The following is a 16558-nucleotide window of genomic DNA, read 5'->3' as shown; positions in this document are numbered from 1 at the left end:
AAAGAAAATAGCCATTTAATATAAGTAAAAATGGTTATTTTGTCTACAATCTGAGCTATGTATAGTAATACATAGCTTTTTTTGCATATTTTTCTTGTCATTGGTAAAAATAAGGTTAAAGTTACTAACTGGAGGGATAATTAGAATGAGAGCAACTGGAATAGTTAGAAGAATAGATGACCTTGGAAGAGTTGTTATTCCTAAAGAAATAAGAAAAACTTTACGTATAAGAGAAGGAGATCCTTTAGAAATATTTACAGCTAAAGATGGCGAGGTAATCTTAAAGAAATATTCACCTATAGGTGAACTAAATGAATTTTCTCAAGAATATGCAGAAACTTTAGGTGAAACATTAGGATGCGGAGTAATAGTTACAGACTTAGATTCAATAATAGCAGTTTCTAAGCTTCCTAAAAAAGAGTATAAAGAAAAGAGCATAAGCAATGATTTAGAACAACTAATAGAAAATAGAGAATCAAAACCATTTAAAGATAGTAAATTAGTCCCGCTACATAAGGACGATGCTATGGAGTATACACATCAAATAATTATGCCTATAGTAAGTTCATCAGGGGATTGTATAGGATCTATAGTTTTAATTTCAAAAGAATCAGAGATGCTATCTGAGGGTGATGAAAAAATACTTAAAATAGCGGCTAATTTTTTAGGAAAACAAGTTCAGTAAAATATAAAAAAGACCCTTATAGGGTTCTTTTTTATTTATAAAAAATTAAATTGATTAAGCCTAGTTACAATTTTTTATACACAATAATATATTTAGAAAACTAAAAAGCTTAATTTAAAAATATTATAAAAGTAAAATTCATCTATATTATTTTGGGATTTTTGGTAATATGTTGAATGTCATATTGAATATATGATATATTAAAGTTTGTTATATAAATAATTTGGAGGGAAAGTTATGAGTAGTGTTAAAGCAAAAGACTCATTTTTAAAAGGAGCCTTTATACTTGGAATGGCAGGTATTTTAGTTAAAGTAATGGGGGCATTCTTTAGAATACCACTAGGAAACCTTATAGGTGCAGAAGGTATGGCTTATTATCAAGCAGCATATCCAGTTTATACCCTATTTTTAACTTTAGCTACAGCAGGATTTCCAACTGCGCTTGCTAAGTTAGTTTCAGAAAAGAATGCAATAGGTGACCATAAAGGTGCTCATAAAATATTCAAAGTATCATATACAGTATTATTTATGACTGGAATATTAGCATTTTTAGTATTCTTCTTTGGAGCAGATTACATAGTAAATAATATAATGAACAACCCAGGTGCAAAAAGTGCAATGCTAGCAATAGCACCAGCTCTTATATTTGTTCCACTTATGTCTTCATATAGAGGATACTTCCAAGGAAATAGAGATATGAATAAGATTGCTATATCTCAAATAGCTGAACAATTCTTCAGAGTTATTTTAGGTATTGGATTAGCATATTTCTTAATGGAAGGTTATGGACCAGAATTAGGTGCAGCAGGAGCTATCATGGGGGCTACTATAGGTGCTGTAGCATCTATATTATATTTAATATTTGCATATATTAAGGGAAGTAAACAACGTAAAATAGATATAAAAAATAGTAAACACTTTAGAGATGAAAGTGTAATGACTGTGCTTAAAAAACTTTTAGTTGTGGCAATACCTATAACAATAGGTGCATCTGTAATGCCATTAGTAAATATGATAGATAACGTAATAGTTATAGATAGACTTATGGTTGCAGGATATACACATACACAAGCTTTAAAAATGTTTGGTCAATTAACAGGTATGGCAATGTCTATAGTAAACTTACCATCTGTTATAACAGTTGCAATGAGTATGAGCTTAGTTCCAGCTATATCAGAAGCTTTTGCTTTAGGAAATAAAGTTAAAGCTAGAAAAGATACAAAGAGTGCAATAAAAGTAACATTACTTATAGTTTTACCATGTGCATTTGGTATGGCTTCACTTGCAACACCTATAATGCAATTACTATATCCAAAAGAACCAACAACTGTAGGAACTATACTTTTATTCCTTACACCATGTGTAGTATTATTAGGTTTAATACAATCTATGAATGGTATACTTCAAGGTATGGGAAAACCAATGATACCAGTTATTGCATTAGTTGTAGGTATGATATCTAAAATAGTTATAAGTTACACATTAACTGCAATACCATCAATAAATGTATTAGGTTCTGCAATAGGTACAGTATCTGCATATTTTATAGCGGTTTTAATAGAGCTTGCTTGTATAAAGAAAGCTATGGGAGTAAAGTTCCCAATTAAAGAATTTATTATAAGACCATTAATAACAGTTATAACTATGTTTATAGCGGTCAAACTAAGTTATGCTTTCATAGCAGGTCTAATAGGTGGAAAGCTAGCAACTTTAATATCTATAGCTATAGGTGGAGTAGTGTATGGATTGGTTTTAATAGGAATAGGTGGTATCAAGAAAGAAGAAATACTTACTATGCCTAAAGGAAACAAGATATATACAGTACTTAGAAAACTGAAACTTATGAAGTAATAAATAGAATATATATACAAATAAAGGAAATACTTATAAATAGTTAATTTCCTTTATTTATTTTATAAAAATAAATTTATAATAAGAAATACAAAAGAGGAGTGACAAAATGTCTAAAATAAGTATTGTAGGACTTGGACCAGGAGAATATTCTCTTATAAGCCAAGGTGCTTTAGATGCTCTACATTCAAGTTGTAGAATATATCTAAGAACAGAAAAACACCCAATTGTAAATAAGCTTAAAGAAACTATAAAATACACTTCTCTAGATTATTTTTATGATAGTGAAGAAAATTTTGAGGATGTTTATTATAAAATTTCTAAACATATTGTAGAATTAGCTAAAGAAGGAGATTTAGTTTATGCAGTTCCAGGTCATCCTAGGGTAGCAGAAAAAACAGTAGGAATAATAGAATCTATGGCTAAAGAAAATAATATAGAAGTTGAGACAATAGCTTCTATGAGCTTTGTGGATGCAATGTTTAACTACTTAGCAGTAGACCCAGCGGATGGATTTAAATTAATAGATGCATTTGAAATAGAAAATTCATATATAGATACAAATACTAGTATGATTATAACTCAAATATATGACCATTTTATAGCATCGAATATAAAGTTAAAGCTTATGGAATATTATGATTATGATCAAGAAGTATGTATAGTAAATGGCGCAGGTGTTAAGAATTTAGAAAGTAAGAAATATGTACCTCTGTATGAATTGGATAGAAGTGAAAATTTATTTAATTACTTAACTAGTTTATATATACCAAAAAGTTCTAAAAAGATGTATAATACAGTACATGACTTAGAAGCTATAATGAATACTTTAAGAGGCGAAAATGGATGCGATTGGGATAAAAAACAGACGCATGAATCTCTAAAGAAATACGTTATAGAAGAAGCATATGAGCTTTGTCAGGCTATTGATAATGATGATATCGATGAAATGATAGAAGAACTTGGAGACATTCTTTTACAGGTTATATTCCACTGTCAAATAGGAAAAGAGGAAGGTTACTTTGACTTAAAGGAAGTAGTAAATGGAATTTGTACAAAACTTATTAATAGACACCCACATGTTTTCAATAATGTCGATTTAGATATGAGTCAATTTGAGAAAACTTGGGAAGAATTAAAAAGAGATGAAAAGGGTGAAACTAGTATAACTTCTGGTTTAAAAAGAATTCCAAATCATTTACCTGCACTTATAAAAGCTGAAAAAATTCAACATAAAGCAGCACTTATAGGTTTTGATTGGGACGATATAAAGGATGTATTTGAAAAAATTGAGGAAGAATACAAAGAACTACTTGACGAATGTAAACAAGGAAATATAAAATACATAAAGGAAGAACTAGGAGATTTACTTTTCTCAATAGTAAATTTAGCTAGATTCTTACACATAGATTCAGAAGAGGCATTAAACCTTACAAATCAAAAGTTCATAAATAGATTTGAATTTATGGAAGAAAATGCGTCTAAACTACATAAAAAGTTAGAAGATTTGACGCTTGATCAAATGGAAGAACTTTGGCAAAGTGCTAAGAAAAACAAATTGTAAAAATTAAAAGGAAATTTGTCAAAAATCTAGAATTTATAGTTATAAAATTATAGTTCTATATTATAAATATTTTAGGAGGTATAACCGTCGTGAATAAAGCAGAATTAGTATCAAAGATGGCAGAAAAAAGTGAATTAACTAAGAAGGAAGCAGAGGCTGCATTAAATGCATTCATGAAATCTGTTGAAGAAGCATTAGTAGCAGGAGATAAAGTTCAATTAGTTGGATTTGGAACATTCGAAACTAGAGAAAGAGCTGCTAGACAAGGAAGAAATCCTAGAAATCCTGAAGAAGTTATAGAAATACCAGCTTCTAAAGCTCCAGTTTTCAAAGCTGGAAAAGGATTAAAAGATATAATAAACGGATAATTAAAATGAAAAAGTGTGGGAGTATATACCACACTTTTTCTGTATATAAGGGAGGCGTATTTATGAGATTAGATAAATTTTTAAAAGTATCAAGAATAATAAAGAGAAGAACAGTTGCAAAAGAAGCTTGTGATAAGGGGATAGTTACTATAAATGGAAAAGTAGCAAAGTCTTCATCAGAGGTTAATATAGGAGATTTATTAGAAATTCAATTTGGGGAAAAGAAGATGAAGTTTAAGATAAATGAGATAAGGGAACATGTATTAAAAAATGATGCAAAAGAAATGTATGAGATAATAGAATAAAATTAACAATCCCTCAGTATATTTATATTAGTATAAAATAAAATATTTTTGCTGGGGGGATAATATGGAACATAGTATAACATTAAAAGATAGATCTAGTTTGGATATATCAGGCATAGAACATATTTATTCTTTTAATGATAAAAAAGTAGAACTTAGAACATCTGCAGGTGAAATGGTAATAGAAGGCGAAAACTTAGATATGGGAAAATTAAGCTTAGATGAGAGTATTATAACGGTTGAGGGAACTATAAACTCTATAGTTTATTCTAAGGAAAGAAAGCCACAAGAAAGTTTTATAAAGAGGTTATTTAAGTAAATGATTCCATTTACAGAAGATTTAAGCTCATTTTATGCCACTATATATGGTGGCTTACTTATAGGTTTATTGTTTGATATAAATAGAAGTTTGAAATCTAATTTTAAAATATTAAAATATTTCTCCATAGTTTTTAATATAGTATTTTGGATAATGGCAACTGTAATTATATTTATAACAGTAAACGCTATAGAATCTTTTGATTTAAGATACTATCATTTTGTGGCTTTATTAATAGGTTTTTTATTATATTACAATACAATAAGTAAATTTGTTCTAAAAATGCTCAATAAAATAATTGGATTTATAGTATTTTTAATAAAGAAAACTATAATTTACATATCTGTAGTCTCTGAAAGTTTATATTATATGGTTGTTTATACTATACACCTTTTACTAGATACTATATTTTTTATACCAAATTTATTTTCAGCTACTAAGAAGGTTATAAAAAGAAAGCATAGAATTAAATTAAAGGTAAACAAAAAAGCATAGGTAAGGTGTAATTGATATGAACATAAGAAAAAAGTTTTCGGCCCAATTTATGTTAGTAACAGTTTTTATTTTGTTTATAGTATATACATTAATAAGTAACTTTGTATTTCAAGTAAAGAAATTAAATGAGTACAAAGCTGAAATATCATCATTAAATAAACAGATAAGTAGTACTAAAAAACAAATTGAAGAGTTAAAAAAAATAGAAAATGGTAATACAAGTGAAGATTTAGAAACCATAGCAAGAAATCGACTTAATATGGTTAAACCTAATGAAATAGTATATATTGATATAGGAAAAGAAGGTAAATAATTTACCTTCTTTTTGTTTATAAATAAATAGGTTAGAAGTATGATAGAGTTTAGAGTGTACTTTTAGTAAAGTTAATTTCTTAGCGATAAATGTGTAATATTGATTATTAAATAGTATTTAACTGATATAATAAATTTAGAATTATAAAATTTATTAATTTAGATAGATTAAGAGTTTAACTAAAAATAGATAGAAGGAGATGGATTTATGAAGATTGGTACTATAGATATAGGAACGAATTCAATGAGACTTTTAATAGCGGAGTATAGATATGGAAAATTAGTAAATAGAAAAAAGTATGTGAACACAACTAGAATAGGACAAGGTGTTGATAAACAAGGATATATAACAGATGATGCAATCGAAAGAAATATAAAAGCTTTAGTGGAATTTTCTAATATATGTAAAGAGGAAAGCTGTGAAAAAGTATACTGCATGGGTACTTCAGCACTTAGAGATAGTAAAAATAAAGATGTATTCGTTAAATTAGCTAAAGATAAAGCAGGTATAGATGTAGATATAATAAGTGGTGAAAAAGAATCAAATCTAGGATTTATGGGTGTATTAGAAGGAATAGAAAATGCAGAAGACATATTAGTAATAGATATAGGTGGAGGTTCTACTGAGTTTATTATAGGAGATAAAGAGGGAATAAAATTTTCTAAAAGTGAAAATGTAGGGGCACTTAGAATGACTGAAAAATTTTTACATCAAGATCCTATAAATGATAATGAATTTGAAAGTATGAGTAATTTTATATACGAAGAGGTAAAAAATACATTAGAATATATAAAAAATAATAAAGTGAAAAAGCTTGTAGGTATTGGAGGAACAATAACTTCACTTTCAGCAATGAATCAAGAACTAGAAGTATATTCTATGGAAAAAATACATAATAGTAAGATTAATTTGAGTGAAATAGAACTAATTCTACAAAATTTAAAAAGGATGACACTAAATGATAAAAAATCCTTAAAAGGGCTACAGCCTAAAAGAGCTGATATTATCACTGCTGGTGTAGAAATACTACATACAATAATGAAAAATCTAGAAATAAAAGAAATAACAGTAAGTGAATATGATAATTTGGAAGGCTTAATGTGTCAAAATATAAAAAATATGTCTTAATATTTTAAAATTATTAGAACTGATTATGACAAAATAAATCCTACTCTCTTTGCTACAATCTCCTTATAAAAAGCAAAAGAGGGAGGATTTTTTTATGGACAAGAGTTCAATGAGTATATCAAGGAATAATATTAATTCAGAAAAAATAAATATACATTTGTTAAATTATATTGATTCTAATGTAATAATATTCAGTTTGATAGGTTTTTTATTAAGTAGAACAATTTTAATAGGCTCTATAGCACCTTTAGGTATAGCATTTTTTTTAGGTATAAGTAAGGTAGAAAGGTATAGAATACCGATATTCATATCTACAATAATTGGAGTAATATCATCTGGCAATTCTATTCCATATATATTAAAGTATATTATTTGTTTATTTATATTTATGATTATAAGTAACAAAATAAAGAATATTAATTCATACTTGAAGTTATCATTTATTGGAGCGTTTATAATTTTCCCTATATCATTAGGACAAGTTATATTATCTAATAAATATTTATATGATATATTATTATGCTCAATGGAAGCAATTATTACATTTATTTCTATTTATATATTTTCATTTGGAATAAACCTCATAACAAATATAAATAATAGAATATCTGTAAGAGTTGAAGAATCTATAGCTTTAAGCTTTATAGCTATATTTAGCATAATAGGTATTGGTAATATAGAAATATTAGGTGTATCTATACAAACAGTTTTAGCGACAGTATTAATATTAATTACATGTATAATAGGTGGTGCAACTATGGGTGCTAGCTCTGGGGTTGTTGTAGGTATAGCCTTTTTAGTTAACAATATATCTTCAGCAATTTATATGGGAATATATTCTGTTGCAGGATTGGTTGGTGGAACATTAAATAAACTAGGTAAATATTTTTCTATATTAGGATATGTACTAAGTTGGGCAATGGTATATGCTTATACATCAGGAATTGAGTCTAATATACATCAAATTAGAGACATGTTAATAGCTAGTTTGATAGTAGTTATATTACCTAATAAAATATTTAATAAAATAGAAAAATTATTAAAATTAAATATAGAATCAAATGACGTAGTTTATGATTATATAAGAAGAAGTAAAGATATGACTAATAGTAAATTGATTAATATGTATAAAGCTTATGATGAGTTAGCAGATACATTTGATAAAATTAGAGAAAAAGATAAGGTTATAGATACGAGGGATATAGCAAATATTGTTGACATGATACATAATGATGAATGTAGAAACTGTAGTATGAGAAGACGATGTTGGGATTTAAATTTTTCTCATACATATATGTTAATGAGCCAAGTTTTAGAAGAACTTGAAGATAACGGACAGGTTACTATTGAAAGTATTAGTGAGGATTTTAGAAAGGAATGCTTAAAACCTGAAGAGATTGTAAAGATAGCAAATTATTATTATAAATTATTTTTAGTAGATTATAATTGGAGCTTAAGATTTTCAGAAAGTAGAAAATTGATAGCTAATCAAATAAAAAGCATATCAAAATCAATAGAATCACTATCAAAAGATTTAGAAGGTAATATTGTTTTAGATTTAGAAAAAGAAAAAAATATTTATGATCAGTTACAAAGATATGGAATACCAGTTAATAGAGTTAGTTACATGAGTAAAGGTTTAGATGATTTTGAAATAACTATAGATAAAAACATATGTAGTGATGGATGTATGTGTGAAAATAAATTAACTAAAGTACTTTCAGATATAGTAGAAGAAAATATTACTGCACAAAAGATTGGATGTCATTCACTAGGAGGAAAGTGTAAAATAAACTTTACTAAAGCCCAAAAATATAAAGCTATAACAGAAGTTGCAGGAATGTCTAGAGATGGACATATATTATGTGGTGATAACTATACATATATGGATATAAGTGATGGTAAGTATATGGTGGCTATAAGTGATGGAATGGGTAAAGGTAAGAAAGCTTATGAAGAATCTTATATAACTATAGATATTTTAGAAAAAATGATGGATGCAAAGATAGACGATGAAATAGTTATAAATACTATAAATAATATGTTGCTATTGAAGTCTTCTGATGAAGAGATGTTTTCAACTTTAGATTTAGGAATAATAGATCTTAAAAAAGGAACTTTGGAAACTATAAAAATGGGAGCATGTTCTACTTATATAAAAAGAAATGATAAAGATATAGATTTAATATCTTCATCATCACTTCCAGTTGGAATACTTTCAGATATAAAACTAGATAGAAAGATAACTAAAGTTAATTACGGTGACTATATAATAATGGTATCAGATGGAATACTTGATGCAGGTAAAAATAATAACTTAGGAGATAACTGGCTTATATACTTCTTACAAAAAATTAAAACGACTAATCCTAAAGAGATAGCAAATCTAATACTAGATAGGGCACTTGAGATACAAGATGGGGTTGTTGAAGATGATATGACAGTGCTAGTTACTAAAGTATGTAGTAATTAAATTAATGTTATCAACAATATGTGAATAAATTGTTAACAATATGTGGATAACTTTTGGTTTTTATATAAAATAAGCGTAAGTATTGAAATTACAAAGTTTGACAAAAATACACAAAGTATAAAATTTTTATATAAAAATATAATTTTAAAATAAATATAGACTTATCAACAAAAAATTATTAAAAAGCTATTAAATATGTTGATAAGTCATAATTATTGTTGATAATATATAAATAAAATAAATATATAATAAAAATTGTTATAATAAATATATTGAAAAATCTAGATTTTTGTAGAAAACACATCTGTTAATATGTTGATAAGTATGTGGATAAATTAATAATAATTATTAATTTTACAAAGATAGAAATTGAATATTATTGCCTAAAAAAGCCATCCTAATAAATAAGTATATTCTATTGAAAGGATGGCTTTTTATGAATAAAAAATTAGTTAAATCCATTATACCATTGTGTATATTTATTTTATTTATAACAACATCATTACAAAAAGCTAATGATAGATATAATGATACAGCAGTGGTTGAAGCTATGGTTAATGATGAAGAAAAAAATAATGAAGAAAATGATAAAGCTGAAAATAAATCTAAAATTGACTATAGCAAAACTAGCTGGAGTCTTCAAAATTTATATAAAAGTGAAGATGAATGGAATAATGAATTAAAGAAGTTTACTTCAGATACTAAAGAGTTAAAAAACTATGTGGGAAAAGTAACTAAATCCAAAACACATTTATCTTTTGCATTAGACATAAAAGAGAAATTAGATATAAGATTAAATAAACTTTATGGATACGTAAAGTTAAACCAAGATACTAATAAAAATTCATATAAGTATATTGATATGAAAGAAAATATAAATAGGGTAAATAGAGAGTACTCTAATATATGTTCAGATTTGGAATTAGAAATACTTAAGTTATCAGATAAAGAATATAATAAGTTTATGGAAGATAAAAAATTAAATAAAAAATATGGCATGTACTTAAAAGAAATTAGACGATCTAAAGACTATTATTTAGATGAAAAGTCAGAACGTTTACTTGCTAATACTTCATCTATATCGTCTTTGCCTGGGCAAGTTTATGAATTATTTAAAAACATGGATAAAAAAACAAATTTTAATTCTGCAGAGTATAAAACAGCTTTAGAAAGTTCAGATAGAAATGAAAGAAAAAGTGCATATCAAAATGAGTTTATAGCGTATAATGATAATATAAACACGCTATCGGGTTTACTTATAGGTCAAGTTAAAAAAAATGTATTTTATTCTTCTGAAAGAGGATATAAATCATCTTTAGACATGTATTTAAAAGGTGATGACATAGATGAAAAAGTATATAATAAACTAATTGAAACTGTAAATGATAACATGGAAAGTCTTCATAAATATGTAAGTTTAAGAAAAAAGGTATTAAATTTAGATAAGGTACATTATTATGATATGTTTACACCAATAGTAGAAGCAGTTGATGATAATCTAACTTATGATAAGGCTCAAGGAATAATATATTCAGCACTATCTCCTTTAGGGAAAGAATATGGAGATGTAATTTATAAAGCATTTAATGAAAAATGGATAGATGCTTTTGCTAATGATAATAAAGTGAGTGGAGCGTACTGTTTATCTATATATGGTAACCATCCTTATGTATTGCTTAATTATAATAATTCATTGGGATCAGTATCGACATTAGCTCATGAATTGGGACATGCAGTATATGAGTATATGAGTTCTAAAAATCAAAGTTATTTTAATTCAAATCCATCTATATTTACTCATGAAGTTGCATCAACTACTAATGAAGCATTATTATATGAAATGCTTATAAAAAATTCAGAAAATGATCAACAAAAGGCATATTATATAACTCAATATTTAGATTTAATAAAAGATACTTTATATATTCAAACTATGTATGCTGAATTTGAGAAGACAATACATGAACTAGTTGAGAATAACAAGAGTATAAATGCATTAGTTTTAGATGATATATGGGGACAATTACTAACAAAATATTATGGTAAAGATTATGAATTAGATCAATTAGCTAAAGTTGGTTGGTCAAGAATACCACATTTCTATAATAGTTTTTATGTTTATAAATATGCTACAGGATGTAGTGCAGGAGTAAGTTTTGCTCAAGACATATTAAAAAATGGATCTGATAATTATATAAACTTTCTTAAAAAAGGAGGGTCTGATTATCCGATTAATGTTCTAAAAGATGCGGGTGTTAATTTAACAAGTACAAAGCCTATAGAGGATACTATAAATAAATTTGATTCCTTAGTTAAAGAATTAGAGAAACTAGTTTCAAAATAATTTAAATGACAATACAAAGTCTTAATGCTAAAATATAAATAAAGTTCTAGCGTTAGGGCTTTATTTATTGAGAAATAAAATGAATATACATGTAAAATATTTTAATAAAAATAAATAAAATTATGAGGAGGTTAACAATGCAAAAAAAAGTAAGAAAAGCTGTTATACCTGCAGCAGGGTTAGGTACTAGATTTTTACCTGCAACTAAGGCGCAACCTAAGGAAATGTTACCAATAGTTGATAAACCAACATTACAATATATAATAGAAGAAGCTGTTGCTTCAGGAATAGAAGAAATACTTATAATAACAGGAAGAAATAAAAAATCTATAGAAGATCACTTTGATAAATCAGTTGAATTAGAGTTAGAATTAGAGAATAAAGGTAAAAAAGAATTATTAGAAATTGTTCAAAATATATCTAACATGATAAATATACATTATATAAGACAAAAAGAACCTAGAGGGTTAGGTGATGCTATATACTGTGCAAGACATTTCATAGGAGATGAACCATTTGCCGTGATGTTAGGTGATGATATAGTTGATAATGAAGTTCCTTGTTTAAAGCAGCTTATGAATGTATATGAAGAATATAGAACTACAATATTAGGTGTTCAAACAGTTGATGATGAAGATACAGATAAATATGGTATAATAGCTGCAAAGTATATAGAAGATAAAGTATATAAAGTAAAAGATTTAGTTGAAAAGCCAGAGCCAGGTAAGGCTCCATCAAATATAGCTATTTTAGGAAGATATATAATAACTCCTGAAATATTTGATATACTAGAAACATTGCCTCTAGGTAAAAATGGAGAGGTTCAACTTACAGATGCATTAAGAATGTTATCAAAAAAAGAAGCAATGTATGCTTATGATTTTGATGGAGTAAGATATGATGTTGGAGATAAGCTTGGTTTCTTAAAGGCTACAGTAGATTTTGCATTAAAAAGACCAAATTTACAAAATGACTTTATACAATATTTAAGAGAAGTATGTGACAAATTTGATAAGAAAACAACTGAAAATGAACAATAATGGAGTGATAATATGAGTAGTAAGAGTCAAAAACAGAAGAAAAGAAATAAAATAATAGCACTATTTATAGTATTAACTTTAGTAGTTTCTAGTATGACAGCTTTATTAAGTGTCATAGCATCTATGTTATAGAAATTCAGGACTATATCCATATGGATATAGTCTTTTTATATATTAAAAAACATATTTGATTTTGATAAAGTATTACTATATTTTAGTAGAGGCTAGGTTAAAATGAATTTTTTACAGTATTATGGTTAAATTATAAACAATATGTCTGATAACTCAAAATATAGTACACTAATTAACAAAAAAGTATATAAATATTTACTAATTAACATATATAATATATAATTTCATTAATAACACTAACGGAGGAGATGAATATTATGGATAGAAATTTAGCACTAGAACTTGTTAGGGTAACTGAAGCCGCAGCTTTAGTATCGTCAAAATTTATGGGGAGAGGCGATAAAAATGGAGCTGATGGAGCTGCAGTAGAAGCAATGAGGAAAGCTTTTGAATCAGTAAATATAAGTGGAGAAGTAGTTATAGGAGAGGGAGAACTTGACGAAGCTCCAATGTTATATATTGGTGAAAAAGTAGGGAAGAGCGCTAGTGATAGTATGGAGGTTGACATAGCTGTTGATCCATTAGATGGGACAACTTTAATAGCGAAAGGTCTTCCAAATGTTATATCTGTAATAGCAATAGGATCTAAGGGGAGTTTATTAAATGCCCCAGACACATATATGAAAAAAATAGTAGTAGGACCAAAGGCTAAAGGTGCTATTGACTTAAATAAAACAGCTGAAGAAAATATAATATCTGTATCTAAAGCATTAGGAAAAAAGACGACGCAAATGACAATAGCTGTTCAAGATAGAGAAAGACATAATTATATAGTTGAAGCAGCTAGAAAATTAGGTACAAGAATCCAAATGTTTGGAGATGGAGATGTAGCAACTGCAATAGCAACTTGCTTTGATGATACAGGAATAGACATGATGATGGGTATCGGTGGAGGACCAGAAGGTGTAATAACGGCAGCTGCTATAAAATGTATGGGTGGGGATATGCAGGCCCAAATATATCCATTAAGTGAACAAGAAGTAAATAGATGTTATGAATTAGGGTTTACAGATGAAGAATTAGAAAAAGTATTAACTATTGATGATTTAGCTAAGGGAGATAATTTATTCTTTGCTGCAACTGGTATAACAGAGGGAGATTTATTAAGTGGAGTAAAACATATTGGAAGTAATAGAGCTAAAACTCAATCAGTAGTAATGAGAGCGAAGACAGGAACTATAAGATTTGTTGATGCTATTCATAGTTTAGATAAAAATGAGATATTAGTTGATTTAATGAAAAAATATAATATAGAATAGAACTAAAATAAGGAGCTATTTCTGATTAGGATCTAGCTCCTATATTAATTATAAAAAGCATAAATTTATTTATGAGGTTAATATATAAGTTTTAATTAAAATACTTCATTAATCAAAATTATTACGTTGTATTATTTAAAAGTACCATAGATAATAAAAGTATTTTATAATGTAGAATTATTATTAGAACATATATATATAATAGTTTATGTACTTCTTAGATATTTTTAAAATTTTTATACGATAGTTTAAATTTTTTTAAATAGTATAAAATATATAATAGATAATTAGGTTATATATTTAGTTTATTTATTGACCATACATATTAATGGTGATATTATTAAAATTAATTATTGATTAAACTTTTCTTTTTCACACCTTTGATTTCCAAAAGAGATAAAGATACATATTTATATGATAGATGAGGAGGATTTTTTTGAATTTAGATCAAGTAACATCAAATGAATTAGGTAGTAAAACATTAACTCAACTTAGAGATATAGCAAAAGAAATAGGTATAAAATCTGTAAGTAAATATAAAAAAAATGAATTAATTGAACTTATAAATGAAAATATAAAAAAGCAAGAGCCTGTAGAGGTAAAAACAAATATAGCACAAGAAAATAAGAAAGATGAGAACGTGGAAAATAAAAGCTATGTAAAGTCTTACGAAAAGAAAAATACGGATAATAGATATCAAAGAAATGAAAATAAATCATCGAATACAGAGTATGTAAATACAAGAAATAATAAAGGATACTATACACCTAAGGTTGTTGAAGAATCTAAAATAGTAGATGAATTCAATACGTCAAAAGATGATGAAGTAATGGGTGTTTTAGAAATATTACCAGATGGATTTGGATTTTTAAGAGGATCGAATTATTTATCAACAGAAGGGGATGTATATGTATCGCCATCTCAAATAAGAAGATTTAATATGAAGACTGGGGATAAAGTAAAGGGGATAACTAGACATCCTAAAACAGGGGAGAAGTTTAGAGCTCTTTTATATGTTCAAAAAATAAATGATGAGAATCCAGAAACTGCAATACAAAGAAAAGCATTCGAATTATTAACTCCAATATATCCAGAAGAAAGATTAACTTTAGAAAGAAGTCAAAGTGATATAGCTACAAGACTTATAGACTTAATATCCCCTATAGGTAAGGGACAAAGAGGATTGATAGTTGCACCTCCTAAAGCAGGTAAGACAAGCTTACTAAAAAATGTGGCAAATAGTATTGCCAAGAATCATCCAAATGTTGAATTAATAGTTCTTCTTATTGATGAAAGACCTGAAGAGGTTACTGACATGAGAGAATCTATAAATGGGGATGTTATATACTCTACTTTTGACCAAGTATCAAGTCACCATGTTAAGGTTGCTGAAATGGTTTTAAATAGAGCTCAAAGATTAGTTGAGCATGGAAAAGATGTTGTAATACTTTTAGATAGTATTACAAGGCTTGCAAGAGCTTATAACCTTACAATATCTCCAACAGGTAGAACTTTATCTGGAGGTTTAGACCCAGGAGCTTTACATGGACCTAAGAAATTCTTTGGTGCAGCAAGAAATATAAGACAAGGTGGGTCTCTTACAATACTTGCAACTGCATTAGTAGAAACAGGATCAAGAATGGATGATGTAATATTCGAAGAATTCAAAGGTACTGGTAATATGGAATTAAATCTAGACAGAAAATTAGCTGAAAAGAGAATATTCCCTGCTGTAGATATATACAAATCAGGAACGAGAAGAGAAGATTTATTACTTACTGAAGAAGAAAAAACTGCTTTATGGAAATTAAGAAGAGAAATGAGTAATAATTCAGTTTTAGAAGTTACTGATAAAGTTATTGAGTTACTTAAGAGAACTAAAAATAATGATGAATTTATAAAATCAATAAAAGGTCTTTAAGTAATAGAAAAACTCCTTGAATGGATAAAAAACTTATGCTATAATGGTGTAGTTGATATTGCAAAACGAAAAATTAATATATTTAATTTATAGAATAACGAAAGAGGTGAATAGAATGCAAAAAGATATACAACCAAAATACGAAGCTATAGAAGTACGTTGTGCTTGTGGAAACACATTCAAAGCTGGTTCTGTTAAGGACGAAATAAAAGTTGAAATATGTTCTGAATGCCATCCTTTCTATACTGGAAAGCAAAAGAATATAGAAGCTGGTGGAAGAATAGACAAGTTCAAGAAGAGATTCAAAATGGACTAGTCTTCTTAAAAAGAGGAGTTGGGAAACCAACTCTTCTTTTGTTTA

General features: G+C 27.2%; 15 protein-coding genes. All 15 read left to right on the top strand.

Annotated features, from left to right (window positions below; translation table 11 throughout):
- Positions 1 to 145: 145 nt before the first annotated feature.
- On the top strand, positions 146 to 685 hold the full coding sequence (locus Q5F54_RS00745) for a stage V sporulation T C-terminal domain-containing protein (RefSeq protein ID WP_071118974.1): 540 nt from the start codon (positions 146 to 148) through the stop codon (positions 683 to 685).
- Positions 686 to 922: 237 nt separating this feature from the next.
- Complete coding sequence (locus Q5F54_RS00740; protein WP_281537636.1) at positions 923 to 2536, top strand: polysaccharide biosynthesis protein; 1614 nt, start codon at positions 923 to 925, stop codon at positions 2534 to 2536.
- Positions 2537 to 2645: 109 nt separating this feature from the next.
- Positions 2646 to 4100 carry a nucleoside triphosphate pyrophosphohydrolase gene (gene mazG, locus Q5F54_RS00735; protein ID WP_071118972.1) on the top strand — a complete coding sequence of 485 codons (1455 nt, stop codon included), beginning with the start codon at positions 2646 to 2648 and terminating at the stop codon, positions 4098 to 4100.
- Positions 4101 to 4189: 89 nt separating this feature from the next.
- Positions 4190 to 4468, top strand: a complete 279-nt coding sequence (locus tag Q5F54_RS00730) for an HU family DNA-binding protein (protein ID WP_071118971.1) — start codon at positions 4190 to 4192, stop codon at positions 4466 to 4468.
- Between the two features lie 62 nt (positions 4469 to 4530).
- Positions 4531 to 4773, top strand: a complete 243-nt coding sequence (locus Q5F54_RS00725; RefSeq protein WP_180702592.1) for an RNA-binding S4 domain-containing protein — start codon at positions 4531 to 4533, stop codon at positions 4771 to 4773.
- A gap of 64 nt (positions 4774 to 4837) precedes the next feature.
- On the top strand, positions 4838 to 5092 hold the full coding sequence (gene yabP, locus Q5F54_RS00720; protein ID WP_302333865.1) for a sporulation protein YabP: 255 nt from the start codon (positions 4838 to 4840) through the stop codon (positions 5090 to 5092).
- Positions 5093 to 5587, top strand: coding sequence for a spore cortex biosynthesis protein YabQ (gene yabQ / locus Q5F54_RS00715; RefSeq protein ID WP_071118968.1), 495 nt, complete (start codon positions 5093 to 5095; stop codon positions 5585 to 5587).
- A gap of 16 nt (positions 5588 to 5603) precedes the next feature.
- Positions 5604 to 5900: a septum formation initiator family protein gene (locus tag Q5F54_RS00710; protein WP_071118967.1), complete on the top strand. Its 297-nt coding sequence runs from the start codon at positions 5604 to 5606 to the stop codon at positions 5898 to 5900.
- A 207-nt stretch (positions 5901 to 6107) separates the two neighbouring features.
- Positions 6108 to 7028 (top strand): Ppx/GppA phosphatase family protein, encoded by a 921-nt coding sequence (locus tag Q5F54_RS00705; protein WP_288525448.1) that lies wholly within the window; start codon positions 6108 to 6110, stop codon positions 7026 to 7028.
- A gap of 94 nt (positions 7029 to 7122) precedes the next feature.
- Positions 7123 to 9501, top strand: coding sequence for a stage II sporulation protein E (gene spoIIE / locus Q5F54_RS00700; RefSeq protein ID WP_071118965.1), 2379 nt, complete (start codon positions 7123 to 7125; stop codon positions 9499 to 9501).
- A 436-nt stretch (positions 9502 to 9937) separates the two neighbouring features.
- Positions 9938 to 11845 (top strand): oligoendopeptidase F, encoded by a 1908-nt coding sequence (gene pepF / locus Q5F54_RS00695; RefSeq protein ID WP_288525451.1) that lies wholly within the window; start codon positions 9938 to 9940, stop codon positions 11843 to 11845.
- Between the two features lie 137 nt (positions 11846 to 11982).
- Positions 11983 to 12885: a UTP--glucose-1-phosphate uridylyltransferase GalU gene (gene galU, locus Q5F54_RS00690; protein WP_281538777.1), complete on the top strand. Its 903-nt coding sequence runs from the start codon at positions 11983 to 11985 to the stop codon at positions 12883 to 12885.
- A 389-nt stretch (positions 12886 to 13274) separates the two neighbouring features.
- Positions 13275 to 14276: a class II fructose-bisphosphatase gene (gene glpX / locus Q5F54_RS00685; protein ID WP_071118962.1), complete on the top strand. Its 1002-nt coding sequence runs from the start codon at positions 13275 to 13277 to the stop codon at positions 14274 to 14276.
- Positions 14277 to 14697: 421 nt separating this feature from the next.
- Positions 14698 to 16197, top strand: a complete 1500-nt coding sequence (gene rho, locus Q5F54_RS00680) for a transcription termination factor Rho (RefSeq protein ID WP_288525452.1) — start codon at positions 14698 to 14700, stop codon at positions 16195 to 16197.
- Between the two features lie 115 nt (positions 16198 to 16312).
- On the top strand, positions 16313 to 16513 hold the full coding sequence (gene rpmE / locus Q5F54_RS00675) for a 50S ribosomal protein L31 (protein WP_071118960.1): 201 nt from the start codon (positions 16313 to 16315) through the stop codon (positions 16511 to 16513).
- The last annotated feature ends 45 nt before the right edge of the window (positions 16514 to 16558 follow it).

This window comes from uncultured Romboutsia sp. (assembly GCF_958366745.1).
In the GTDB taxonomy this organism is placed as follows: domain Bacteria; phylum Bacillota; class Clostridia; order Peptostreptococcales; family Peptostreptococcaceae; genus Romboutsia; species Romboutsia timonensis.
The sequence above is the reverse complement of the archived record's forward strand: the minus strand, read 5'-3'. Positions and strand labels throughout refer to the sequence as shown.

Coding starts and splice junctions, on each gene's coding strand:
- Q5F54_RS00745 (WP_071118974.1), top strand. CDS start 146: ATGAGAGCAACTGGAATAGTTAGAAGAATAGATGACCTTGGAAGAGTT.
- Q5F54_RS00740 (WP_281537636.1), top strand. CDS start 923: ATGAGTAGTGTTAAAGCAAAAGACTCATTTTTAAAAGGAGCCTTTATA.
- mazG (WP_071118972.1), top strand. CDS start 2,646: ATGTCTAAAATAAGTATTGTAGGACTTGGACCAGGAGAATATTCTCTT.
- Q5F54_RS00725 (WP_180702592.1), top strand. CDS start 4,531: ATGAGATTAGATAAATTTTTAAAAGTATCAAGAATAATAAAGAGAAGA.
- yabP (WP_302333865.1), top strand. CDS start 4,838: ATGGAACATAGTATAACATTAAAAGATAGATCTAGTTTGGATATATCA.
- yabQ (WP_071118968.1), top strand. CDS start 5,093: ATGATTCCATTTACAGAAGATTTAAGCTCATTTTATGCCACTATATAT.
- Q5F54_RS00710 (WP_071118967.1), top strand. CDS start 5,604: ATGAACATAAGAAAAAAGTTTTCGGCCCAATTTATGTTAGTAACAGTT.
- Q5F54_RS00705 (WP_288525448.1), top strand. CDS start 6,108: ATGAAGATTGGTACTATAGATATAGGAACGAATTCAATGAGACTTTTA.
- spoIIE (WP_071118965.1), top strand. CDS start 7,123: ATGGACAAGAGTTCAATGAGTATATCAAGGAATAATATTAATTCAGAA.
- pepF (WP_288525451.1), top strand. CDS start 9,938: ATGAATAAAAAATTAGTTAAATCCATTATACCATTGTGTATATTTATT.
- galU (WP_281538777.1), top strand. CDS start 11,983: ATGCAAAAAAAAGTAAGAAAAGCTGTTATACCTGCAGCAGGGTTAGGT.
- glpX (WP_071118962.1), top strand. CDS start 13,275: ATGGATAGAAATTTAGCACTAGAACTTGTTAGGGTAACTGAAGCCGCA.
- rho (WP_288525452.1), top strand. CDS start 14,698: ATGAGGAGGATTTTTTTGAATTTAGATCAAGTAACATCAAATGAATTA.
- rpmE (WP_071118960.1), top strand. CDS start 16,313: ATGCAAAAAGATATACAACCAAAATACGAAGCTATAGAAGTACGTTGT.